At 64.2% G+C, this 21,499-nt stretch carries 24 protein-coding genes; 6 read left to right on the forward strand and 18 right to left on the reverse strand.

Annotated elements, in window-relative coordinates; genetic code table 11:
* Positions 1-29 precede the first annotated feature (29 nt).
* Entirely contained in the window at positions 30-1,205 is a 1,176-nt protein-coding gene (locus O0880_RS22570; protein WP_071324288.1) for a multidrug effflux MFS transporter, read from the forward strand.
* Between the two features lie 104 nt (positions 1,206-1,309).
* On the opposite strand, the gene O0880_RS22575 is transcribed toward O0880_RS22570, so the two are convergent.
* Complete coding sequence (locus tag O0880_RS22575) at positions 1,310-1,624, reverse strand: hypothetical protein (RefSeq protein WP_289888881.1); 315 nt, start codon at positions 1,622-1,624, stop codon at positions 1,310-1,312.
* Positions 1,625-1,710: 86 nt separating this feature from the next.
* Positions 1,711-2,151 carry a carboxymuconolactone decarboxylase family protein gene (locus O0880_RS22580; RefSeq protein ID WP_071324290.1) on the reverse strand — a complete coding sequence of 147 codons (441 nt, stop codon included), beginning with the start codon at positions 2,149-2,151 and terminating at the stop codon, positions 1,711-1,713.
* Positions 2,152-2,255: 104 nt separating this feature from the next.
* On the opposite strand from O0880_RS22580, the gene O0880_RS22585 reads away from it, so the two are divergent.
* Entirely contained in the window at positions 2,256-3,722 is a 1,467-nt protein-coding gene (locus O0880_RS22585) for a PLP-dependent aminotransferase family protein (RefSeq protein WP_289888885.1), read from the forward strand.
* Here O0880_RS22585 and O0880_RS22590 read toward each other — a convergent pair.
* The 5 genes from O0880_RS22590 to trxC all read right to left on the reverse strand — a co-directional run bounded on the left by O0880_RS22590 (position 3,691) and on the right by trxC (position 6,503).
* Positions 3,691-4,284 carry a DUF1287 domain-containing protein gene (locus O0880_RS22590; protein WP_289888887.1) on the reverse strand — a complete coding sequence of 198 codons (594 nt, stop codon included), beginning with the start codon at positions 4,282-4,284 and terminating at the stop codon, positions 3,691-3,693. The two genes, O0880_RS22585 and O0880_RS22590, sit on opposite strands and share 32 nt — an antisense overlap.
* A gap of 64 nt (positions 4,285-4,348) precedes the next feature.
* On the reverse strand, positions 4,349-4,684 hold the full coding sequence (locus O0880_RS22595) for a DUF6616 family protein (protein WP_289888888.1): 336 nt from the start codon (positions 4,682-4,684) through the stop codon (positions 4,349-4,351).
* Positions 4,685-4,708: 24 nt separating this feature from the next.
* Entirely contained in the window at positions 4,709-5,455 is a 747-nt protein-coding gene (locus tag O0880_RS22600) for a HEAT repeat domain-containing protein (protein WP_289888889.1), read from the reverse strand.
* A complete protein-coding gene (locus O0880_RS22605) occupies positions 5,452-5,961 on the reverse strand; it encodes a MarR family transcriptional regulator (protein ID WP_289889132.1) in 510 nt (169 codons plus the stop codon). The genes O0880_RS22600 and O0880_RS22605 overlap by 4 nt, the downstream gene beginning before the upstream one ends.
* Positions 5,962-6,050: 89 nt before the next feature.
* The gene (gene trxC / locus O0880_RS22610; RefSeq protein ID WP_289888890.1) at positions 6,051-6,503 is read right to left on the reverse strand and encodes a thioredoxin TrxC; all 453 of its coding nucleotides are present in this window, start codon (positions 6,501-6,503) and stop codon (positions 6,051-6,053) included.
* A gap of 194 nt (positions 6,504-6,697) precedes the next feature.
* On the opposite strand from trxC, the gene O0880_RS22615 reads away from it, so the two are divergent.
* On the forward strand, positions 6,698-8,113 hold the full coding sequence (locus O0880_RS22615; protein WP_289888891.1) for a coniferyl aldehyde dehydrogenase: 1,416 nt from the start codon (positions 6,698-6,700) through the stop codon (positions 8,111-8,113).
* A 22-nt stretch (positions 8,114-8,135) separates the two neighbouring features.
* On the opposite strand, the gene O0880_RS22620 is transcribed toward O0880_RS22615, so the two are convergent.
* Complete coding sequence (locus O0880_RS22620) at positions 8,136-8,741, reverse strand: LysE/ArgO family amino acid transporter (protein ID WP_071324298.1); 606 nt, start codon at positions 8,739-8,741, stop codon at positions 8,136-8,138.
* Positions 8,742-8,945: 204 nt separating this feature from the next.
* On the opposite strand from O0880_RS22620, the gene O0880_RS22625 reads away from it, so the two are divergent.
* Positions 8,946-9,836 (forward strand): LysR family transcriptional regulator ArgP, encoded by an 891-nt coding sequence (locus O0880_RS22625; RefSeq protein ID WP_071324299.1) that lies wholly within the window; start codon positions 8,946-8,948, stop codon positions 9,834-9,836.
* 107 nt (positions 9,837-9,943) lie between these two features.
* On the forward strand, positions 9,944-10,951 hold the full coding sequence (locus tag O0880_RS22630; protein WP_289888894.1) for an alpha/beta hydrolase: 1,008 nt from the start codon (positions 9,944-9,946) through the stop codon (positions 10,949-10,951).
* Positions 10,952-11,061: 110 nt separating this feature from the next.
* Here the strand turns inward: O0880_RS22630 and O0880_RS22635 are convergent, their stop codons facing one another.
* The 7 genes from O0880_RS22635 to O0880_RS22665 all read right to left on the reverse strand — a co-directional run bounded on the left by O0880_RS22635 (position 11,062) and on the right by O0880_RS22665 (position 16,288).
* Positions 11,062-11,691 carry a phasin family protein gene (locus O0880_RS22635; protein ID WP_071324301.1) on the reverse strand — a complete coding sequence of 210 codons (630 nt, stop codon included), beginning with the start codon at positions 11,689-11,691 and terminating at the stop codon, positions 11,062-11,064.
* 271 nt (positions 11,692-11,962) lie between these two features.
* A complete protein-coding gene (locus O0880_RS22640; protein WP_071324302.1) occupies positions 11,963-12,304 on the reverse strand; it encodes a DUF2628 domain-containing protein in 342 nt (113 codons plus the stop codon).
* Positions 12,305-12,331: 27 nt separating this feature from the next.
* The gene (locus O0880_RS22645) at positions 12,332-12,703 is read right to left on the reverse strand and encodes a VOC family protein (RefSeq protein WP_156894883.1); all 372 of its coding nucleotides are present in this window, start codon (positions 12,701-12,703) and stop codon (positions 12,332-12,334) included.
* A 71-nt stretch (positions 12,704-12,774) separates the two neighbouring features.
* Complete coding sequence (locus tag O0880_RS22650) at positions 12,775-13,380, reverse strand: pyridoxamine 5'-phosphate oxidase family protein (RefSeq protein ID WP_289888899.1); 606 nt, start codon at positions 13,378-13,380, stop codon at positions 12,775-12,777.
* A 10-nt stretch (positions 13,381-13,390) separates the two neighbouring features.
* On the reverse strand, positions 13,391-14,662 hold the full coding sequence (locus O0880_RS22655) for a YncE family protein (RefSeq protein WP_289888900.1): 1,272 nt from the start codon (positions 14,660-14,662) through the stop codon (positions 13,391-13,393).
* Positions 14,663-14,718: 56 nt separating this feature from the next.
* On the reverse strand, positions 14,719-15,621 hold the full coding sequence (locus O0880_RS22660; protein WP_289888901.1) for a creatininase family protein: 903 nt from the start codon (positions 15,619-15,621) through the stop codon (positions 14,719-14,721).
* A gap of 238 nt (positions 15,622-15,859) precedes the next feature.
* Positions 15,860-16,288, reverse strand: a complete 429-nt coding sequence (locus tag O0880_RS22665) for an SRPBCC family protein (RefSeq protein WP_289888902.1) — start codon at positions 16,286-16,288, stop codon at positions 15,860-15,862.
* A 319-nt stretch (positions 16,289-16,607) separates the two neighbouring features.
* Between O0880_RS22665 and udk the strand changes: the two genes are divergently transcribed.
* Positions 16,608-17,249 carry a uridine kinase gene (udk, locus tag O0880_RS22670; RefSeq protein ID WP_071324306.1) on the forward strand — a complete coding sequence of 214 codons (642 nt, stop codon included), beginning with the start codon at positions 16,608-16,610 and terminating at the stop codon, positions 17,247-17,249.
* A 162-nt stretch (positions 17,250-17,411) separates the two neighbouring features.
* Here the strand turns inward: udk and O0880_RS22675 are convergent, their stop codons facing one another.
* The 3 genes from O0880_RS22675 to O0880_RS22685 form a co-directional block, all read right to left on the reverse strand.
* Positions 17,412-19,055, reverse strand: a complete 1,644-nt coding sequence (locus O0880_RS22675) for a methyl-accepting chemotaxis protein (RefSeq protein ID WP_289888903.1) — start codon at positions 19,053-19,055, stop codon at positions 17,412-17,414.
* A gap of 93 nt (positions 19,056-19,148) precedes the next feature.
* Positions 19,149-20,270 (reverse strand): patatin-like phospholipase family protein, encoded by a 1,122-nt coding sequence (locus tag O0880_RS22680; RefSeq protein WP_289888904.1) that lies wholly within the window; start codon positions 20,268-20,270, stop codon positions 19,149-19,151.
* Between the two features lie 312 nt (positions 20,271-20,582).
* Entirely contained in the window at positions 20,583-21,497 is a 915-nt protein-coding gene (locus O0880_RS22685; RefSeq protein WP_289888905.1) for a LysR family transcriptional regulator, read from the reverse strand.
* Between the last annotated feature and the right edge of the window lie 2 nt (positions 21,498-21,499).

Genomic DNA, 21,499 nt, shown 5'->3' on the forward strand with positions numbered 1-21,499 from the left:
ATGACGGACTAACAAAAACACTCTTCAACATGACTAAATTATTAACATGGATCCTGGCGGGCCTGGCGATGGTCGGACCGCTTGCAATCGACACCTATCTGCCGTCTTTCCCCGCCATCGCGCAAGATTTCAATGCCAGCCCCCTGCTGGTACAGCAAACCCTGAGCTTTTTCCTGTTCACGTTTGCGTTCATGATGCTGTTCTACGGCACCTTGTCCGACTCGTTCGGCCGCCGTCCCGTGATTCTCGTCTCGCTGGTGCTGTACGTGATCGCCTCCGTGGGCGCGGCGCTGGCGCCGTCGCTGGGCTGGCTGCTGGCCTGGCGCGTGCTGCAGGGACTGTCGGCGGGCGCCGGCTCCGTGATCGGCCGCGCCATCGTGCAGGACCGCTATTCGGGCGCCGCCGCGCAAAAAATCCTCTCGCACATCATGATGGTCTTCGCGCTGGCGCCGGCCATCGCGCCCGTGCTGGGCGGCTGGCTGCAGGTGGGCCTGGGCTGGCGCTGGATCTTCTGGTTCCTCACGGCCTTCGGCGTGCTGATGTTCGTCATCGTCTGGCGCGCCTTGCCGGAAAGCTTGCCGAAGGAGCAGCGCCACGCCTTCCACCTGGGCGACATCGCCGTCAATTACTGGAAAGTGCTGTGCCACCGCCAGTTCCTGCTGCTGTCGACGGCCATCGGCGCGGCCTTTGGCGGCTTCGCCCTGTACATCGGTTCGGCCGCCTATTTCATCATCAACATCCTGCACCTGCCGGAAACGGCGTTCGCCTGGCTGTTCATTCCCCTGATCAGCGGCATGGTGATCGGTTCGGCCCTGTCGGCGAAAATCGCCCACCGCTACAGCCAGCGCCAGATGATCTGGGCCGGATTTATTTTGATGCTGGTGGCCGCGCTGGCCAACATCGGCTACAACTATTTCTTTGCCGCCGAAGTGCCATGGGCCGTGCTGCCCCTGTTCTTCTATTCGTTCGCCCTGTCCATCGCCATGCCGCCGATGACCCTGATGGCCCTGAACCACTTCCCCAACAACAGCGGCCTGGCCTCGTCGATGCAGTCGTTCATCCAGATGCTGCTGTTCGCGCTCGTTTCGGGACTGGTGGCGCCGCTGCTGTTCGACAGCGCCTTGAACCTGGCGTATGGCGTGATGGCGGGATTGGTGGTGAGCTTGCTGTGCTGGGTGTTTGCCCAGGGTAAGGCAGACGCGTAGCTCGGATTAGGCCTGACGGGCCGTAATCCGAAACATGGTTCGCGGGTGAGGTCCGATGACGCAATTGCGCGCCAATCCGACCTGCGACTTCGTTGAGGATTGCGTCAAGGCCAGGGCGCGGGGGTGACGTCGACATACTGCGCCCCGCCCTGCTCCGGCTCCGGTTCGGCCGCATCGCGCGTGGCCGGCTGGTTCAATGAGCCGGCCGGCGAGCGCAAACTCAGAATTTCCTTGCGCGCCTCGACGAAGTCGGCCGAACTGAGGGGATTTTGCTGGTCCGGCCAATGGCTGACGGCCCATTCCTGCAAGGCTTCAAAGCGCCGCCACAGTTCGGCGATAAAGGCGCGGCGCGCCTCTTCCTGCGATCCTTCAAGTTGCTGCGGCGTCTTGTCGACGGCGTCACCGGTATGTATGTCCATGGCGGCTCCCTGGCTGATAAGTCAAAGTCATCGTGCCAGATTACATGGGGACCAGCCAGCTGTCTGTTCGAGAACGAACACAGGATTTACTCGGGCATCTTGCGGAAACCCACGGCCAGCCGGTTCCAGGTATTGATGGTGCCGATGGCCAGGGTCACGTTGACCATCTCCGCCGGCGTCAATTGCTCGGCCAGCGCCGCGTACACGTCGTCCGGCGCCTGGCTTTGCGGCAGCAGGGTCAGCGCTTCCGTCCAGGCCAGCACGGCCCGCTCGCGCGGCGTGAAGAACGGCGTTTCGCGCCAGACGGAGACGGCGTACAGGCGGCGCTCCGTTTCGCCGGCCTTGCGCGCGTCGCTCGTGTGCAAGTCCACGCAAAAGGCGCAGCCGTTGATTTGCGACGCGCGCAGGCGGATCAGCTCGAGCAGCGAGTGTTCCACGCCCAGCCTGGCAATCGCCGCTTCCAGCGCGTACATGGCCTTGACGGCGTCCGGCGAAGCTTGTGTGAAGTCGAGTCTTGGCTGTGTCATGATGCATTCCTTGATAGAGTAAAGATGCACTATTGTAGAAGCGCGAGCAGCGCGCGCGGCAGGCCAATCCCGCCGAAAAATGGCAGACCACCAGCAGACATCCCATGGAATTACATATCCTGATCGACGGCACGCGCGACCTGGGCGGCCAGCTGTATCGCCAGCTCAGCGAAGCGATCCGCTCCGGCCGCCTGAGCGACGGCCAGCAACTGCCCCCCTCGCGCCTGCTGGCCAGCCAGCTGGGCCTGTCGCGCAAGACGGTGTCGGACGTGTACGACAAGCTCGCCTATGAAAAACTGCTGGTAGGCAAGGTCGGTGTGGGCAGTTTCGTGCAGACGCCGCATGCCTCGCCGCAGCGCCGTCACGCCAGCACGCCGCTGGCCAGCGCGCAACGCATCGCGCAGTGGGAATCCATGCCGCTGCCCCTGCGCCGGGCGGGACAGGAAACCCCGGCGCGCTATGCCTTCATCGGCGGACGCGCCACGCCATCGCACTTCCCGCAGGATGAATGGCGCGCCTGCGTGCTGCACGCGCTGCGCCAGGATGGCCAGGCGCGCGGCCGCTACAGCTCCGTGGAAGGCTTGCCCGCCCTGCGCACGGCGATCGCCGGCCACGCCGCCTTCAGCCGCGGCATCCATTGCACGCCAGAACAGGTGCTGGTGACGAGCGGCGCGCAACAGGCGTTGGGCCTGCTGGCGCATGCCCTGCTGGAAGCGGGCGATACGGTTGCCGTGGAAGAACCCGGCTATCCCGTGGCGCGCGCCGTGTTCGCCAGCCATGGCGCGCGCGTGACGGGCGTGGCCGTGGACGAGGACGGCCTCGTCGTCGAGCAGATACCCGATGGCACGCGCTTGATCTATGTCACGCCGGCACACCAGTTTCCACTCGGCATGCCGATGAGCATGGCGCGCCGCCATGCCCTGCTGGAGCGTGCCAGGCAACTGGGCGCCATCATCATCGAGGACGATTACGACAGCGCCTTCCGCTACGAGGGCCGGCCCGAGGATTCTCTGCAAAGCATGGACCGCTACGGCATCGTGGCCCATGTGGGCAGCTTTTCCAAGATCATGCTGCCGGAATTGCGGCTCGGCTATGTTGTGCTGCCGCAAGCCATCGTGGCCGCCGTGCAAACGGTGAAATACCTGGACGATTGCCATACGGCCAGCCTGGGCCAGCACGCGCTGGCCAAGTTCATCCAGGATGGCCATTTGCTGCGCCACATACGCCGCTGCCACGACATCTATGCGGGACGGCGCGAACGGCTGCAGCACTGGTTCAACGGCCCGCTGGCGCCCTGGTTCCGCCTGGTGCCGGCCAGCGCCGGCTTCCACGTGGCGGCTGTGGCGCAGGCGCCGCTCGACATCGCCGAACTGCTGCGCCGGGCGCGCCTGGCCGACGTCAGCCTGTATGCGCTGTCGAGCTTTTACCATGGTCCGGCGCGCCATGAAGGCTTGTTCCTCGGCTATGGCGCCATCGACCGGCTCGATATCGACACGGCGCTGGCCATCGTGCTGGCCATCCTGCAGGAAATCGCTCCCCTCAGCGCGCCTGCCAGCGGTAATGCCCCGTGACCGGATAGCTGAACAGGATATTTTCCTCGCGCACCCCTTCGCCGATGTTGTGGATGATGAGCGGCACGCCATTCCACGACTGCCTGTCGCTGACGATGCCGATATGCGTGAGATTGCGCGGCAGACGCCACGTGACGATGTCGCCGGCGCGGTAAGCGCCCGCCTTCTCGCTGGGCCGCAGGCTGGTGCCGTGGCGCGCAAAGAAGGTGCCCAGGTTCGGCACGCGGCGATGGTCGATATTGCGGTCCGGCCCCTTCATCTGCCAGCGCCCCTGCTGCTGGTACACCTGCCACGCCTTGCGCATGTCCTCGTGCACGAGCACCTGCAAGTCCTGCCCCAGCTGGCGGTAGGCGCGCACCACCACATCCGTGCACACGCCCCGCTCGAGGGGCACGTCGCCGCCCGGATAGGCGAGGCGCTCGTAGCGCGGGTCGTACCGCACGGTCACGCCCACCTGGCTGCGGGCCGCGGCGACGAGGGCTTGCGGCGTGGCAACCGGGGCGGCGTGCGGCGCCAGCGGCAAGAATGTAAACAGCAGGATGGGGAGCAGTCTGGACGGCATGACAGTCAGGTAATTATGGCAATACGGCAAACTTTACCCGATGCGGGCGCAAAGCGCTGTTTACCTAGAGCGCTGCCAGCTGCGCCAGGTGGGCGGGGAAATCCACGGCCGGGCCGGCGGCATTGATGGTGCCGAAATAGTCATGCCAACCCGTGGCGGCGATCCCCGCCAGCAAGGCGTCGAGCGCCGCCTCGTCCGGGAAGCGCCAGACGGCATAAAATTGCTGGGTAGCCCCATGCAACTTGCCGCCATCGACGGCGCCCATGGCCAGCGCCTCGGCGCCGCTGCCCGACAGGGCCGCCATGCCGGCGCCCACCACGGCGAAATACGCCTGGCGCGCGGCGCCATCGAGGGCCAGCCAGGCCGGTTTCGGGCTATACAATTCCAGCAGATAGTGCATGTTTTCTCCTTGAGTGATCCATCGTCAGGCCAGCGAACGCCGGGCCCGCTTGCAGATGCGCTGCGTGGCGGCGTTGCTGCCGTCCGCCAGCCATTGCCCGCACAGGTCGCGTACCCATTCCGGCTGGCTCTTGGCCGCATCGTTGAGCCAGTTCGCCACGGAATCCTGCACATAGACGGCCGGGTCGGCCCGCAACGGCTGCAGCAGCGGCAAGGCCAGCTGCGGCTGCTGTTTTAACCGGGCGATATGCGCGCACCACACGCCGCGCGGACGCAGCGCTTCGCAGGCAAAGCGGCGCAGGCGTTCCGATGGCTCCGCCGTCCACGGCGCCAGCAGCGCGATGGCCTCGTCCAGGCTCGCTGCCAGCCGGGGCCGCAGCGCCAGCCAGGCCCATTCGCGCACGCCGAAGTGCCCATCGTCGGCCAGCGGACGCATGGCGGCCAGCTGTTGCGGCAAATCCAGGTCAGGCCGGGCGGCGATGGCGAAACAAACCCAGCCCCGCACCGTGTCGGACGCATGCGCCAGCAACGGCGCCAAGTCCACCCGGGTATCGAGCAGCAATTGCGCCGCCAGCGCCATGCGCCTGGTGATGCCTGCCCCCGCCTGCACCCGCATCAGAGCCAGCCTGTCCTCGCCGATGGTGGGCACGGCCGCCGCCAGCAGCATGCTGAAATCGACGGCCAGCCCTTCCGTCAAGGTGGCGCAGGCCACCGCGCCCCCGTTCAACAGGACCAGGCGCGCGGGCGCGATGTCGGCGATGCCTTTGCTCATGCCGCGCCCCGGTCTGTTTTGCGCCAGGCTTTTTCCAGCAGGGAACTCAACACGTGCATTTCTTCAGGCGTGAAATCGGCAAACAGGCTGGCGATCCACTGCGCGTGTTCATCGACGAGCGTCGCGGCCGCCGTTGTCCCCTTGGCGCTCAGACGCACCAGCAGCTTGCGCCGGTCGGCCTGGTCCGCGTGGCGCGCCAGGAAGCCATCGCGCTCGAGGCCGTCGAGCAAACCCGTGATGGTGCCGCGCGTCACGCCGGCCCGCTCGGCCAGCTCATGCGGCGAGAGCCCCTGTGGCACGTCACGCAGCAGGAACAGCAAGACAAACTTGCCTTCCGACAGGCCGTGCCGGCCCAGGCGCATGGCACAATCGCCATCGATGGCGGACGCCAGGCCCAGCACTTCAAAGCACAGGCGCAGGTGTCCGATGGCTTCCGGCATGGCCGCGCCGAGCGCGCGACGTTGCACGTCGTCCAGCAGGGCCGTGTATTTCTGTTCGAGTTTTATCATATGGCGCAATATAATATGGCGCCATACTTATTGTCAAATAAAAAAGCACGACGGTTGCCCGGCGTGCCTGCCTGCGTGCTGCGTGCTTAGCCGCGCGCCTTGTCGCGCGCCCAGGCGATGATGGCATTGGCGTCGATGGCGCCAGGCTGGCGCGCCACTTCCACGCCATTGCGGAACAGGGCCAGGGTGGGAATGCTGCGGATATTGAAACGGGCGCCCAGGTCTTGCGACGCTTCCGTATTGACTTTGACCACGCGGAACGCCGGCTCCAGCACTTTGGCGGCCTGGACATAGAACGGCGCCATGCTGCGGCAGGGACCGCACCAGGGCGCCCAGAAGTCCACCAGCACGGGAATGTCGCTGCGTCCGATATGCTTGAGGAAACGGGCGCTGGCCAGGTCCACGGGCTGGCCCGTGAATAAATCCTTCTGACACTTGCCGCACGTGGGCTGCTCGCTGAGGCGGGCTGGCGGCAGGCGGTTGACGGCGTCGCAATGGGGGCAAACGATGTGCAGGGAGTCTGGCGTGGTCGAGCTCATGGCTTTCCTGAATACATGCCGTGGAATCGGCAAACCTGCATTTTACGGCCAATTGCGCGCAAGCCTCGTGCATGCGCACGATTGACGATAGACAATAATTGCTGGATCCGCAATACTGCAAAATGCGTATCGTTGCCGGATTGCAGTACCCTGCCATGTCAACGACGCCAGCCTACGCGAGGAAACCCATGCACATGACCGATCCCCCGGCGCACGCCGTGCTCGACGCTACCCTGGCGCGCCAGCGTGCCGCCTATCTGGCGCACCCGGTGCCGTCGCTGGCCGAGCGCAGGCGCGATTTACTGACATTGCAACGGTTTATCCGCGAGCACAAGGCGGCACTGTGCGCGGCCATCAGCGCCGACTATGGCAACCGTTCCGAACACGAAACCTTGCTGGCGGAGATCTTTCCTGCCATCGACGGCATCGACCACGTGCTCAAGCAGCTGAAGAAATGGATGCGGCCGCAGCGGCGCGCCGTGGACTGGCGCAATTTTCCCGGTGCCCGCAACCGCGTGATCCCGCAGCCGCTGGGCGTGGTCGGCGTCATCGTGCCGTGGAACTTCCCCGTGAACCTGAGCCTGGTGCCCTTGACCTACATCTTCGCCGCCGGCAACCGCGCCATGGTCAAGATGAGCGAGAATTCGCGCCACCTGGCCCGGCTGCTGATCGAGACCATGCCCGCCTACTTTCCAGCGGAAAAACTGCAGTTTTTTGAAGAGACGGGCGGCGTGGGCATTGCTTTTTCTCGATTGCCATTCGACCACCTGCTGTTTACGGGCTCCGGCCAGACGGGCCGCGCCGTCATGGCGGCCGCGGCACAGAATCTGTGTCCCGTGACACTGGAGCTGGGCGGCAAGGCGCCGGCCATCGTCTGCCCCGACTTTAATCTGCGCACGGCGGCCGAGCGCATCCTGTTCGTCAAGTACCTGAACGCGGGGCAGATCTGCACCAGCGTCGACCACGCCTGGCTGCCGCAGGACAGCATCGCCGCCTTCGTGCAACATGCGCGCGACATCGTGCCCGCGCGCTATGCGCGGCTCGATACGCCCGATTACACCTCCATCATCGATGCGCCATCGTTCGAGCGCCTGCTGCAGGCGCTCGACGAGGCGCGCGCGCGGGGGGCGCAAGTCATTTCATTGCTGCCGGGACCGGCCTACGACCGCGCCACGCGCAAGATCGCGCCCCACATCGTGCTCGATGCGCCCGCCGACAGCCTGCTGCTGACGCGTGAAATCTTCGGTCCCATCCTGCCCCTGCGCGGCTACACGACGCTGGAAAGCGTGATCGACAGCATCAATGGGGGACCGCGCCCGCTGGCCATCTATCCTTTCAGCAACCAGGGCAAGACCGTGCACATGCTGATCGAACGCGTGATGTCGGGCGGCGTTTCCGTCAACGACGCCCTGTTCCATGTGGGCCAGCACGACTTGCCGTTCGGCGGCGTGGGCGAGTCCGGCATGGGCCACTACCACGGCGTCGAAGGCTTCCAGACGTTCAGCAAGCTGCGGCCCGTGTTCTACCAGGTACGCTACAGCCCTTTGACACTGCTGCGGCCGCCGTATGGCAAGCTGGCCAGCCGCGTGCTGGGCTTCCTGACGCGCTGAGGCGCATCCGGAAGCGTCCTGCTTACAGGAACAGCGAGGCGGCGATGGCCCACATGACGAGGGCGATGATGCCGTCGAGCACGCGCCAGGCCATGGGCTTGGCAAACACGGGCGCCAGGTAGCGGGCGCCAAAGCCCAGCAGGAAGAACCACAGGGCCGAGGCCATGATGGCGCCGCCGGCAAAATAGAAGCGTCCCATGCCTTCATGCTGGCCGCCGATCGAGCCCAGCAGGATGACCGTGTCGAGGAAGGCGTGCGGATTCAGCAGGCTGAACGCCAGCGCCGCGCCAATCACGGCCCAGTAGCCTTCCGGCGACTTGGCGGCCGATACCGTCATGGCCGTGGGGCGCCACGCGGATTTGGCGGCGCGCAAGCCATAGGCGATCAGGAAGGTGGCGCCGCCGGCCTTGGCCCACAGCAGGAAATTGGGGTTGTCGGCAATAAACGTGCCCATGCCGGCCACGCCGGCCGTGATCAGGATGGCGTCGCACACGAGGCACACCAGGATGCAGGTGAGCACGTAATGGCGCTTCAAGCCCTGCTTGAGCAAGAATGCGTTTTGCGTGCCGATGGCCACGATCAGGCTCGCTCCGAGCCCCATGCCTTTCAAGAAAATTGCGCTATCCATATCGATTCCTTTCCATTGCTTTCCATCACGCGCACGGCCGCCCACGCTCTGCCGGTAATGGCAAAGTCATCAGAGGTAGGTGGAGGGTGTAGCGGTACCTGTCAGGCCGCGCTGCGGAGTGGAGTTGTTACCCTATTTCAACAGTGTAAAGAAAAAGTAAATATAAGTATAATGAATGATTCTAAACATATATAAGAGAAACTTATGCGCGTCGTCGACTACCGTGGATTGGCCGCCCTCGACGCCGTGATCGGCCTGGGCAGCTTTGAAAAGGCCGCGCATGCACTGGCGATCAGCCAGCCGGCCGTGTCGCAGCGCATCCGCACGCTGGAAAACCTGGAAGGCACCTTGCTGATCATCCGCAGCCACCCGCCCGCGCCGACGGAAGCGGGCCAGCGCCTGATCGCCCATTACCGCCAAGTCAAGCTGCTGGAAGCGGCGCTCGACGCCCAGCCCGGCCCCACCACGCAGCTGCCGGCGCTGGCCATCGCCGTCAATGCCGACAGCGCCGCCACCTGGATACCGGAAGCGCTGGGGCCGCTGCTGACGCCGCCATCGTGCCTGCTCGACATCCGCCTCGACGACCAGGACCACACGTTGAGCCAGTTGCGCGAAGGCCGCGTCTTTGCCTGCGTCACCAGCGCCACCGACCTCGTGGCCGGCACCACGGCCACGCCGCTGGGCGGCATGCGCTACCTGTGCGTGGCTTCGCCCGCGTTTGCGCAGCAATGGTTTCCCCATGGATTTACGGTCGACGCCGTCAGCCAGGCGCCCGCCATCACGTTCGGCAGCAAGGATGCGCTGCACGAACGTTACCTGCAGCACCGGCTTGGCTACACGGGCCGCTATCCGCACCATGTGCTCGGCTCGGCCCGCGACTTCGTGCGCTTCATCGAAGCGGGTTATGCCTATGGCATGGTGCCCCTGCTGCAGGCGGAAACGGCGCTGGCCGCCGGCAGGCTGATCGACGTGGCGGCAGGCCAGGCGCTCGACGTGCCGCTGATCTGGCATGCGTGGGATATCCAGACGCCGCTCACGCGCACGCTGTCGGACGCCGTCATCGCCACGGCCCGCAAGTGGCTGTTGCAGGATTAAATGTTGCCTCCTGATTAATTATCTATGCCACTTTGCAACAATTGCGTGCATGCCACGCCCTGCTTGGCCTACACTGCAAGCATAATGCATAAAAACAAGGGGCAAGCATGACGATCCTGCGCACTACCCTGCTCGGCTTGCTGGCTGCAATTCCGCTGGCTGCCGGCCTGATTGCCTGCTCACCCTTGACAGCCATCAATGCCCTGTCGTCCGGCAGCGCCTCGCAAGTCACGCGCGGCCTGGCATACGGCCCCCTGCCGCGGCAAAAACTCGACGTGTATGCGCCCAAAAACGCTGCCGGCCCCGTGCCCGTGGTGGTCTTTTTTTATGGCGGCAACTGGACTTCGGGCGAGCGCGCCGACTATGCCTTTGTCGGCCATGCGCTGGCCTCGCGCGGCTACCTGGCCGTGATCGCCGACTACCGCCTGTATCCAGACGTACACTACCCTGACATCCTGCAGGACGCGGCCCGCGCCGTGGCCTGGGCCGCGATGGAATCGAGCCGCCATGGCGGCGACCCGACGCGGCTGTTCGTCATGGGGCATAGCGCTGGCGCCTACAATGCGGCCATGGTGGCGCTCGACGCCAGCCTGCTGGCCCGTCACGGCATGCGCCCGCAAGACTTGCGCGGCTGGATAGGCCTGGCCGGTCCCTACGACTTCCTGCCGATCGAAAACCCCACCGCCCGCCCCGTGTTCTTTTACCCGGACACGCCCGTGTCTTCGCAACCGATCCACCATGTAACAAGGGCGGCACCACCGGCCCTGCTGATCGCGCCGGCACCGGGCCACGACAAACTGGTCAATCCGCAGCGCAACACGGGCGGCCTGGCCGGCGCCTTGCGCGCCCTGCACCGGCCCGTCACGGAACGCTATTTCGACAGGGTCAGCCACGCCTCGCTGGTGGCGACCCTGGCCGGCCCCTTGCGCGGCCTGGCGCCCACGCTCGACGACATCAGCGCCTTCATCGATGCCCACGGCAAGGCGGACACGGCGGATTCGACGGATACACCGCCAATCCCGGCCACGCGCGCTTCCACTCCGGTGCCGGCAAACGTCGTCACGCGGGCCGCCGCAACGCAACTGGCCCCCGACGACAAAACGCCCGCCCCCTGAGGGACGGGCGCTGCACCAGTCAAGCAAGCCCGACACTGCTGAACGGCTCTTGCCGGCGCCGCCAAGGCTCGGCCCTTGGCGGCACGGCCAGGCCGCCGCCAGCGGCCCGCTTACTCTTTACGGCTGGCGCTGCTGGTGCTTTTGCTTTGCGCGCTGCTGGCTTGCGCCGCGCCGCTTTCGCTGCCGGCCGACTGCTGGCTGCCCTGGTGGCTGGCGCTTTGCAGGCTCTGGCCGTCGCGGCTTTGCGCACCGCGCTGCTGGTCACGGTTGGCGCCGTTCTGGTGGTAAGCCTGGAACGGCTCGGCGATGCGCTGCATGGCTTCCTGCTGCTTGCGCACGTTTTTCTCCGTTTCTTCCGATGCCGTGCGGGCCACTTCCTCGGCCAGCGCCTTGGCCGTGCGGCTCGTTTCAGTCACATGCTGCTCGGCCACGTTGGCCAGTTCGACCTGCGTATCGGCGGCCAGGCGCGACACTTGCTGCTGGTATTTGCGCAGTTGCTCGGCGGCAGGCTGGCCCGATGCGGCGGCCACCTGAAACACATCTTCCACGCGCTCGACCGTCAGCAAGTTCTGGCTGGTGATCGTGCTCTCTTCCAGCAAGCCTTGTGCCAGTTGCATGTTCAAATCATTAAATTGCTGTGCCGACTGGAACAGCGACTTCGACAGGCCATTAAAGAACGCCAGTTGGGCTTCCAGGTGGTTTTTGGCGGCAGGAGTAACACTACGGGAATATGGATACATGGAGTTTCCTCATTAAATGACGGTTGGGATGAACTGCTTGTGTGACGGCCCGGCCATGCAAGCTGCAAGGAGAATGACCAAGCTGTGCCACGAGACGCGAAAAACATATCCGGTTGGCGGGAAGATGCTTTACAACGCGAGTCCCAAGGCTACGTGAGCACCGCCGGCGAGGGATGATCTGGATCAAAGGTGCGCTAGGCTGCGCAGAAAGTTTTGGCTGGACGGCTCACTCTTGCCGAGCGTCAGTGTCAGGATGGAAAATATATGCCAGTCAGTATCCATACCGCAGGCCGGCGCCCGGCACGACGGGCGCATAGCCATGGTTGCGCAGCGAGGCCTCGAGCCAGCGGTTGCCATACCAGCCGCGCGCCAGCAGATAACTGAGTTCCGCGCTCATCATCAGCAGCATCAGCGGCCCGATGCGCAACTGCGTGGCGTACTGGCTGCCGAACCACAGGCACAGCTCCATGGCCAGCATGGGCAGCAACAGCCACCAGCGGCGCTTGGCCACGGCCCACAGGGGACCGAAGAAAAACGCGGGCCAGGAAAAGCCGTCGCTCACGTACGCGTAGCGACCGCCAGCGTCGGCATACAGGGTGGCGCCCGGTTTCATGCGGTACTCTTCAGATGAGGGGCGATATCAATCCTCGGGGGCATGGCAGACGGCTTCGATATTGTGGCCGTCAGGGCCAAGCACGAAGGCGCCGTAGTAATTCGGGTGATAGATGGCGCGGATGCCGGGCGCGCCGTTATCCTTGCCGCCAGCGGCCAGCGCGGCCGCGTAAAAGGCGCGCACCTGGGCCCGGTTCTCCGCAGTAAAGGCGATATGCATGCCGGCATGCGGCGCGCCGCCCGCACCGAACCAGAAATCCGGCTTGCCGTCCTTGCCCAGGCCAACCCAGCCCTGCACTTCCAGCACCACCGAAACACCCAGGGGCGCCAGGGCCGCTGAAAAGAAGGCCTTGCTGGCCGCCGTATCGCTGACGTTTAAACCGATGTGATCAATAATCATGATGACCTGTCATGGATGTTAAAAAAACAGGATCGTAGTATGCGCCAGCGCCGCGTCCTTGCCAAGCCCCGCTACAAATCCGGCGCATAGCGGGCGGCCATCTGTTCCTGCGTTTCCACCGGGCCAGTGCCGCCCGTCTGCTCCTGGATCATCTGGCCCATCGTCGGCAGGACGCTGCGTTCGACCTGGGCCGCGCCATCCCACAGGCGCGAACGCATGAGGGCCTTGGCGCAATGCAAGTAGGCTTCCGCCACGCGCAGGCGCATGACCAGGCGCGGCGGGTTGCGCTCGCCGGCAAAGTGCGCCAGCAGCGCGGCATCGTCGCTGAGGCTGGCCTCGCCATTCACGCGCAGGGTTTCATCGACGCCGGGAATCAGGAACAGCAGCCCCGCCCTGCCCGACTCGGCGATGTTGCTGAAGCTGTCGAGCCGGTTATTGCCTTTGGCATCGGGCAGCAGCAGGGTATGGCGATCGAGCACCTGCACGAAACCGGGCGCGCCGCCGCGCGGCGAAGCGTCCAGCTGCCCCGTGGCCGCGCCCGTCGCCAGCACGACGAACGGCGACAGGCCGATGAACGCCATGCAATGCGGGTCGAGATGGTCGAGCTGCTTGCTCAGCGCCCGCCCCTGCGCGGGCGGATAATGCGCGCGCAGTTGCTCCACGGAATCGATGCGCATGCGGCAGCGACTAGCGCAGGTTGCCCGTATGACCGAGCGAATAGCGGCCCGGCTGCGGCCACACGGTCAGGCCGTGCGGCTCCTGCCCCACTTTCACTTTCGCCACGTCGCCATTGCCCGTATCGATGCGGTAAACCACGTCGTCGAAACGGCCCGACAGCCACAGATACTTGCCATCGGCGCTCACATTTCCCATGTCGGGGCTGCCGCCGCCGGGAATCGGCCAGTTCGACACGACTTTTTCCGTGGCGAAATCGATCACGCTGACGCTGCCCTTGCCCTTCGGCTTGCCATGGATGCGGTGCGTGCCGCGGTTGGCCACGTATAATTTTTTACCGTCACGGCTGGGGTACAGGCCATGCGCGCCCACGCCCGTCTGGATGAAGCCGATTTCCTTCAGGGTGGCGCCATCGACGATGTGCACGCCGTCGGCGTCCATGTCGGCGATATAGAATTTCTTGCCGTCCGGCGAGATGCGTATGTCTTGCGGCATGCCCTTCTTGACGCTGCAGATCTCGTTCGCCGGGCCGCCCACGGGGCCGGATTCGGCAAAGCGCTTGGCCGGCATCTGCAATTTCAGGTAGCCGTCGACCTTGCGCCCCACCAGGTCGATCTTGGCGATGGTGCCGTCGAACTCGCAGGTAAACATGGCGTAGCGGCCATCGTTCGAGAAATCGGCATGGTTGATGCCGCCGCACTGGGGCGTGTCGATCGAATACTGCACGGCCATGGTCTTCGGATCGCGGAAATCGAGGCGGTGGCGCGCCTCGGCCACGACGATGGCCGACTTGCCGTCCGGCGTGTAGTACATATTATACGGATCGTCCACGGGCACTTCCTTGCCCGGCTTGCCCGTCAGCGGGTCGATCGGCGTCAGGCTGCCCTTGTCCGTGCGCTCGGCGTTATTCGCCACCCACAGCGTGCGCAAGTCCCACGACGGCACGACGTGCTGCGGGCCGCTGCCGACCTTGAACTTGTCGACCACTTTCAGGGTCTCCTGGTCGATCACGTAGACATCGTTCGAGCGCAGGTTGGGCACGTAGACACGGCGCAAATGATCCTTGACGACGGGATTCATATTGCTGCTGGCAATGCTGCCATACACGTTTTTCGGGTCGACCAGCGGCGGCATGCCCGGCAGCGGCGAATACGCGGCGGCGGGGGCGACTGCCGCCGGGGCCTGCGTACTGGCGCCGGTAACCTGGCTGGCCACGCCCAGGCCTGCCAGTGCGGCAGCCAGGGCGGACAGGGTGACAATGGTGCGTCGTTGAGATTTTTTCATGTAAGTTCGCGTCTTTTCGTTGCAAAAGCCGGAAGTTCAACACTTCCAGCGGAAGATTATTTATTACGTTGCAGCAGTTGCCTGATGGCCGCCACCGAGGTGTCCACCTGCAGCTTGACGCCAATCTGGCCCAGCTCTGCCGTAGCACGCGTGGCATCGCCGCGCACGCCATCGGCCACGCCCGGCTTCGGCCCATGGGCCATGGCCTCGCTGCGCACGAGCGACGGATCCGTCGCCAGCATCAGCGCCGCATCCGCCAGGCCCGCATGCAAGCCGATCTCGGCACTGCTATGGCCGCGCTTTTGCAGCTCGGCAATGTAGGCCGTTTGCGTGATGTCATAGTAATCGAGCAAGGCGTAGGCGCGCGCCGCGTTGGCGCCGGCCGTCTTGCCCCAGGCACGGTTGAGCTTATTCGCCACGTTCTGCTCGTTCTTCTGGTAACCGCCGTGGTCGCCGAGGAAAATGATGTCGCGGAAACCATGCTGGCGCAGGCTGGCCGCCGCGCCTTCCAGCACGGCCTCGAAGGCGGCGGGCGGAATCGACAGCGTGCCGGCATGGCGCATGTGGCCGGCAGGCGGGGAAATCGCTCCTTCCGGCACGTAGGAAACGACGGGCGCGACGATGGTATTGCCCAGCTTTTGCGCGATCTGGCGCGCCAGCAGGCCGGCACGCACATTGTGCTTGCCCAGGGCGATGTAGGGGCCGCTCTGCTCGACGCCGCCTATCGGTATCAGCACGGTGGTGGCGCCATGGTCGATGCGGCTGCGCAATTCCGTGCTGGTCAGCTCTTCCAGCATGACCTTGTCGCCGGCAGGCGCGGCCGCCATGGCCGGCGCCGCGGCCAGCAAGCACGAAAACGTCAGGGCGAACAGGGAAACGAGGGGCTTGCGTGAAATGCGGAGCGTGGATGGCGCGCGGGGCGCAAGGGACACATTCGGCAAAGGGAACTGCAGAGTCATAAGCCAACATCTTTCCAGGATCAAAGCGTGACGCCGTGCCCGGCCTTGCCAGGCAAGCTGGCTGCCACGCAAGAATTGTATTCCATCATGACGGGAACGGCACGTTAATTTGACGCGCTGCTTTGCAAGGAATTGACGAAGAGCAGCTAACTATGACGTGCCGTCCCCCATCCACAGGGAAAAAGCCGCGCCTGAAAATGTGGCGGTGCAGCAGTGCACGGCCATGCAAGATCAGGCGTCATGACTGGGCGTCGCGTTTCTCGGCGTAGGCTTTCAGCGAGCGCATGGTCTTGGGAAGTCCTTCCCTAACCTGCCTGGCAACCCCTGGCCCGAACAGAAAGGCAAGGGCTCCAGTGAACCAAACGCGGTGAGCGACGAGCGATCCGCCATCCACCGTGGCCACCGTGTGCTCGAAGTGTATGCGGAACAGGGGGATGTAGCCTTCGACAGTGAACGAACGGCCTGCGGAGCGCTCCGTGACCACCATCGGAATGCCCATCCCCTTGCTGGGAACGATGCGGCCACGCGTACCGACGGCGAATGGCCCATTGAGCCGCGCTTGCCTTGTATCCGGATCCCACAGGTGCCATCGGTCGACCTCGCTCCAAACCTGATCGATGACCGTGGATGGCACGGCAACGTGAATGCTTTCTTCAATATGCGTCAATTGGGGAATCTCCCTATCATTTTAATCAACGTTACGGGCCGCCGGGCCGGCGCCGCGCAAGACCTGGCTGCCTGGCTCCGGCTGCAGGGCATGCATGCCTGCAGGCGATCCTTGACAATTGTCAGTCCAACGATGGCGTACCTGGCAATGCCGCTGCTTTTCCTTGCTCCGGCAGAAAATACGTGCCGCGATTACAGGATACACTGTTATTTTCTTGCCAGATCAATACAATTGCATTGTGCTGCCACGCTGGCCCTTATCGCGGACAAGACTGCAGCCGGCCCCTGTCGGTCCGCCCGCGTTTCCGGTATCATTCGGCATGAATAATATTCCTTTCCAACCATTTATCATTGGTGTCGCTGGCGGAAGCGGCAGTGGCAAATCTACAGTCTCCCAGCAGGTACTCGCGTCGTTTGGCGCCGACATGGTCTCGGTCGTGATGCAGGACGACTACTATTGCGACCAGACCCATCTCAGCCCGGAAGTTCGCCGCCAGCAGAATTACGATCATCCGCAGGCCTTCGAGTGGCCATTGCTGGTGCAGCACATCCAGGCCTTGCGCAACGGCGAAGCGATCGAGATGCCGGAGTACGACTTCACGCTGCACAACCGCTCCAGCAGGACCATTCCCGTCAAGCCCGCCCCCGTGATCGTGATCGAAGGCCTGTTTGCCTTGTATGACGAGGACTTGCGCGACATGATGTCGCTGAAGATCTTTGTCGACACCGCCTCCGACGTCCGCTTCATCCGCCGCATGCAAAGGGACATTACCGAACGCGGCCGCTCGGTGGAAAGCGTCATCGAGCAATATCTGGAAACAGTACGCCCGATGCACAAGCAATTCATCGAGCCGACCAAGCGCAATGCCGATGTCATCTTGCCGCATGGCGCCAATGGCCCCGCGGTCGACATGATTACCGCCAAGGTGGCCAGCGTTATCGGCCAGTTGAAGCGCTCCTGACCTCATTCAACAGATGCCTGCCGCATGCCCGGCTGCCCGCTATCCGGCGCCGGACTTGGGCATTTGCCTGAAGACTCACTGAAGGCAACACGGGCAGCGCGCCCACATTTGACAGCACCACGGCAAAAGAAAAACCCCGGCATGCCGGGTTTTTTGCCATGTTTAAGCGCGGGCGCTGCGGCCGGGCAACGCCAGCCGCCGGCTGGCGGCCGCCGCCGGAGCCGGCAAGCCGCCCGCCACTTTCAATGATTTCCCTTGGGCATCGCCGCGCAGGCGGAACACGGCCACCACGTCGACCAGTTCGACGGCGCGGTCTTGCAGCGAAGATGCGGCCGCGGCCGCCTCCTCCACCAGGGCCGCGTTTTGCTGGGTAACTTGATCCATCTGGGAAATGGCCTGGTTCACCTGCTCGATGCCGGCGCTCTGCTCATGGCTGGCATTGGCGATGTCGCCCATGATGTCCGTCACGCGGCGGATGCTGGCGACGATTTCTTCCATCGTGGCACCTGCCTGGTCGACCAGCACGCTGCCCGTATTGACTTTCTCGACCGAATCCTCGATCAAGCCCTTGATTTCCTTGGCCGCCGCCGCCGAACGCTGGGCCAGATTGCGCACCTCGGTAGCCACCACGGCGAAGCCACGGCCCTGCTCGCCCGCACGGGCCGCTTCCACTGCCGCATTCAACGCCAAAATATTGGTTTGGAAGGCAATGCCGTCGATCACGCCGATAATGTCGGCGATCTTCTTCGCCGATTCGTTGATCGAGCCCATCGTGCCCACCACTTGCGCCACCACGGCGCCACCCTTGCGCGCCACGTCCGAGGCGGACACGGCCAGCGAGTTGGCCTGGCGCGCATTGTCCGTATTCTGGCGCACGGCCGACGTCAGCTCTTCCAGGCTCGATGCCGTTTCTTCCAGGGACGATGCCTGCTGCTCGGTGCGCACGGACAAGTCCGCGTTGCCGGCGGAAATCTGCGCGGCCGCCACGCTGACCGTATCGGCCGAGGTGCGCACGGTGGCGATCACGCCGACGATGCGTTCGAGGAATTTGTTGAACGCGGTGGCCGTGCGGCCCACCTCATCCATGCGCTCGACGGGCATGGCGGCGGACAGGTCCAGCGAGGCGCTGACGCGCTCCAGGGTATGTTCGATATTGCCCAGGCCGCCGCTGATGGTGCGGTAGATATGCCAGGCCAGCGCGCCCGTCAGCAGCACGGCCACGCCCAGCACGGCCAGCATGGTGTTGAAAGCCGTGTCGTAGGCGGCCAGGCTTTCGGCCTTCACGTCGTCGACCAGCTTGTTGTTGTAGGCGATATGGTCATCCATGCTTTTCTTGGCGGCGGCAGCCGTGATGGCCAGTGGCGTGCCGGCGAGCAAGGTGGCGCGCACGCCATCCATGTCGCCCGCGTAGGCGGCGGCAAAGAATGGCGCCAGCGCGCGGCGGTACGCTTCCATGGCGGCCTGGTCGGCGTCGAGCATCTTGCTGTCCGTCGCGTCGTACAGGCGCTCGGCGCGGTAAGTGGCGATGACCTTGTCGAAATTGCTGTTGGCGTCGGCCACGGCCTTGTCCAGCGCCGTCTTGTCGGCCAGGTTCGAAAATACGGACAGGCGGTAGCCGGCCAGGCGCGAGTCGGCCAGGAAACCCTTGGCGGCATTCAAGCCCTGGATGCTGGGAATGATGCGGTTTTGCACGGTGTCGAAACGTTCCTGGGCGCGCTGCAGCTGCATGGCGCCGCCGGCGCCCAGCACCAGCAGGGCCAGCAAGGCGATGGCGAGGGTCAGGATTAATTGCTTGGTAATATTCATAATGGCTTCACAGTAAAAAGGCAACCTGGCGGCGCCAGGCGGGACAGGAAAGCTGCCGATCAGGTGGCCGGGAAAAATCGGGTGGAACCAGTCTTACGCCGCCAGCGGCGCGGCGTCTGGCGTACGGCGCAGCAAGTCGCCATGCTGGCGGCAAAACGCCAGGCCCGCCTTGTGGCCCACGTCGAACAGCAATTGCATGTTCGAACTGGACCAGTCCAGCGTGTCGGGCCAGTGCTGCTCGGGTATGCCGTCCATCAAATCGAGTTTCAGCAGGCGCCGCTTGGGCTGGCCCGTGCGCGCATCCGTGTTGTGCTCGAGTTCGAACAAGCGCAGTTCGCTCTTGGAAATCTTCACCAGCGGCGTGATGATGGAGCGCACCCAGGCGTCGTACAGGTTGCGCGGCTTGCGCAGCAGGCGCTCGTCGCCGAGGATGTCGAGGATCACCAGGGTGTCGGCGTCAGCATGTTCGCCCTTGCCTTCGATAAACGGGTCGAAATTGAGCGTATCGAGAGCCGCGCCTTCGATGTAGTCGTCGCCCGCGATGGTCGTGGGCGCATACAGGAAGGGAAACGACAGCGCCGCACGCACGTGGATAGGCTCGATCTCGTGCTTGCCCCAGATTTGCATGCGGTGCGCGCTGAGGTTGTAGGCATTGATGTAGAAATCGGGGCGCATCTGGGCCACGCCCGAGAAATCCACGGCCTTTTCCAGGAACGGCAGGTGCGCGCACAGGCCCAGGCTCTTCGCCGACAGGTCGGACGGCGACAGCGACGACACCATCAGCTTGCCCCAGTCCGACCACGCGGTCGGCACGCCCGCAAACGTTTGCTTGAACGCCTGAAAAAAAGGATTGTTGGCCGGCGCCTGGAAGGCGTCGCGGAAAGTGCTTGCGTGCATGCCCGGCTTCTGGAACACCTTGTAGTTGATCGGGATCATCTTGTAGATGCTGTCGGCCACGCCCGTGTCGGCCCAGCTCTGCAGCGCCTGGCGCGGCGTCGCGTCGTGCGGCGTCGTGTAGAGCAAGCCCATCAACACACCGGCGCCGGAGGCGGAGATGACGTCGAATTCGATGCCTTCGTCGAGAAACGCGGCCAGCGCGCCCGCGATCAGGGTTGAATTTGGTGCGCCGCCACCGAGCAGCAAGCCCGTCTTGCGGGCCGGTTTTTGCGTGGCGTCTGGCGCCGGATTTGGCGGCGTCGTCGTTACTGTCTTCATGCACACTCCCTGAGCGGAACAGGGCTCGCGCCCCTAATTGTTGGTTACTACACGCTTATTACGCCTATTCATGTCCATGTTCCCGCAACCATCGAACACATGCAATGTTGCAGAAACAGATATGAAATTAACATAAATAAATTCCACATGGCAATTTAGATAACGCATAACCGGTATTCAGGAAGGGCATAAGCTGATGCTGCGCGGCATAGCGTGGTGCGTCGCAGCAAATAAAAATTCTGCAACGTTAGGAAAAATCTCTTTTGAGTAGGAATATTCCTCAACCGGCCGCCACGGCGGCTGCCGAGCCCGTCAGCGTACGGGAGGGGGTGCGGAAAAATGCAGGTGGGTACACAGATGGTCAACAAACACGCGGATTTTCGGCGACAGGTGGCGGCTCGATGGCCACAGCACCCAGAACTTGCTGGAGTGCAGCAGGTACTCCGATAGCACGGCTTGCAGCTCGCCCCGCGCGACGGCGTCGCGCACGATGAAATCCGGCAGATAGGCCAGGCCCACGCCCTGCGTGGCGGCGCCGATCAGCGCTTCGATATTGTTGCAGGTCAAGGCGGTCGGCAGGCGCAGTTCCCCGCCGCTGTCGCCGTCGGCGCGCTGCACGGCCCACTCCTGCAATTTGCCCGTGGTGGGAAATTTATAGCGCACGCAGGCATGGTCTTCCAGCGCGCGCGGCGTGGCCGGCACGCCGTGGCGGGCGAAATACGCGGGCGCGCCGACGATGGCGAAGGCGAAGGGCCCCAGTTCGCGCGCCATCAGCCGCGAATCGGTGAGCGTGCCGCTGCGCACGGCCACGTCGACGCCTTCGGCCACCACGTCGACCAGGCGGTCATTGAAGTCGAGGTCGAGTTCGATTTCCGGATACAGCCGCGTAAACTCGGCCAGCAGGGGCAGGATGATGCGGTAGCCGATCACGGGCAGGCTGACCTTGAGCTTGCCGCGCGGGGCCTCGGCCAGGTGCGACAGTTCCGCTTCGGCATCACCGAGATCGGCCAGGATGCGCTGGCAGCGCTCATAGAACAGCGCGCCTTCGTTGCTCAGGCTGATGCGCCGCGTGCTGCGGTTGAGCAGTCGCACGCCCAGCTTTTCCTCGAGCCGCGCCACGCTCTTGCCCACGGCCGAGGCCGACACGCCGAGCAGCCTGCCCGCAGCCACGTAACTGCTGGTTTCGGCCGCGCGCACGAAGGCGGCAATGCCGTTCAGATTATCCATTC

This window comes from Janthinobacterium sp. SUN118 (assembly GCF_030397695.1).
GTDB lineage: Bacteria > Pseudomonadota > Gammaproteobacteria > Burkholderiales > Burkholderiaceae_D > Janthinobacterium.

Coding starts and splice junctions, on each gene's coding strand:
- O0880_RS22570 (WP_071324288.1), top strand. CDS start 30: ATGACTAAATTATTAACATGGATCCTGGCGGGCCTGGCGATGGTCGGA.
- O0880_RS22575 (WP_289888881.1), bottom strand. CDS start 1,624: ATGGACATACATACCGGTGACGCCGTCGACAAGACGCCGCAGCAACTT.
- O0880_RS22580 (WP_071324290.1), bottom strand. CDS start 2,151: ATGACACAGCCAAGACTCGACTTCACACAAGCTTCGCCGGACGCCGTC.
- O0880_RS22585 (WP_289888885.1), top strand. CDS start 2,256: ATGGAATTACATATCCTGATCGACGGCACGCGCGACCTGGGCGGCCAG.
- O0880_RS22590 (WP_289888887.1), bottom strand. CDS start 4,284: ATGCCGTCCAGACTGCTCCCCATCCTGCTGTTTACATTCTTGCCGCTG.
- O0880_RS22595 (WP_289888888.1), bottom strand. CDS start 4,684: ATGCACTATCTGCTGGAATTGTATAGCCCGAAACCGGCCTGGCTGGCC.
- O0880_RS22600 (WP_289888889.1), bottom strand. CDS start 5,455: ATGAGCAAAGGCATCGCCGACATCGCGCCCGCGCGCCTGGTCCTGTTG.
- trxC (WP_289888890.1), bottom strand. CDS start 6,503: ATGAGCTCGACCACGCCAGACTCCCTGCACATCGTTTGCCCCCATTGC.
- O0880_RS22615 (WP_289888891.1), top strand. CDS start 6,698: ATGACCGATCCCCCGGCGCACGCCGTGCTCGACGCTACCCTGGCGCGC.
- O0880_RS22620 (WP_071324298.1), bottom strand. CDS start 8,741: ATGGATAGCGCAATTTTCTTGAAAGGCATGGGGCTCGGAGCGAGCCTG.
- O0880_RS22625 (WP_071324299.1), top strand. CDS start 8,946: ATGCGCGTCGTCGACTACCGTGGATTGGCCGCCCTCGACGCCGTGATC.
- O0880_RS22630 (WP_289888894.1), top strand. CDS start 9,944: ATGACGATCCTGCGCACTACCCTGCTCGGCTTGCTGGCTGCAATTCCG.
- O0880_RS22635 (WP_071324301.1), bottom strand. CDS start 11,691: ATGTATCCATATTCCCGTAGTGTTACTCCTGCCGCCAAAAACCACCTG.
- O0880_RS22640 (WP_071324302.1), bottom strand. CDS start 12,304: ATGAAACCGGGCGCCACCCTGTATGCCGACGCTGGCGGTCGCTACGCG.
- O0880_RS22645 (WP_156894883.1), bottom strand. CDS start 12,703: ATGATTATTGATCACATCGGTTTAAACGTCAGCGATACGGCGGCCAGC.
- O0880_RS22650 (WP_289888899.1), bottom strand. CDS start 13,380: ATGCGCATCGATTCCGTGGAGCAACTGCGCGCGCATTATCCGCCCGCG.
- O0880_RS22655 (WP_289888900.1), bottom strand. CDS start 14,662: ATGAAAAAATCTCAACGACGCACCATTGTCACCCTGTCCGCCCTGGCT.
- O0880_RS22660 (WP_289888901.1), bottom strand. CDS start 15,621: ATGACTCTGCAGTTCCCTTTGCCGAATGTGTCCCTTGCGCCCCGCGCG.
- udk (WP_071324306.1), top strand. CDS start 16,608: ATGAATAATATTCCTTTCCAACCATTTATCATTGGTGTCGCTGGCGGA.
- O0880_RS22675 (WP_289888903.1), bottom strand. CDS start 19,055: ATGAATATTACCAAGCAATTAATCCTGACCCTCGCCATCGCCTTGCTG.
- O0880_RS22680 (WP_289888904.1), bottom strand. CDS start 20,270: ATGAAGACAGTAACGACGACGCCGCCAAATCCGGCGCCAGACGCCACG.
- O0880_RS22685 (WP_289888905.1), bottom strand. CDS start 21,497: ATGGATAATCTGAACGGCATTGCCGCCTTCGTGCGCGCGGCCGAAACC.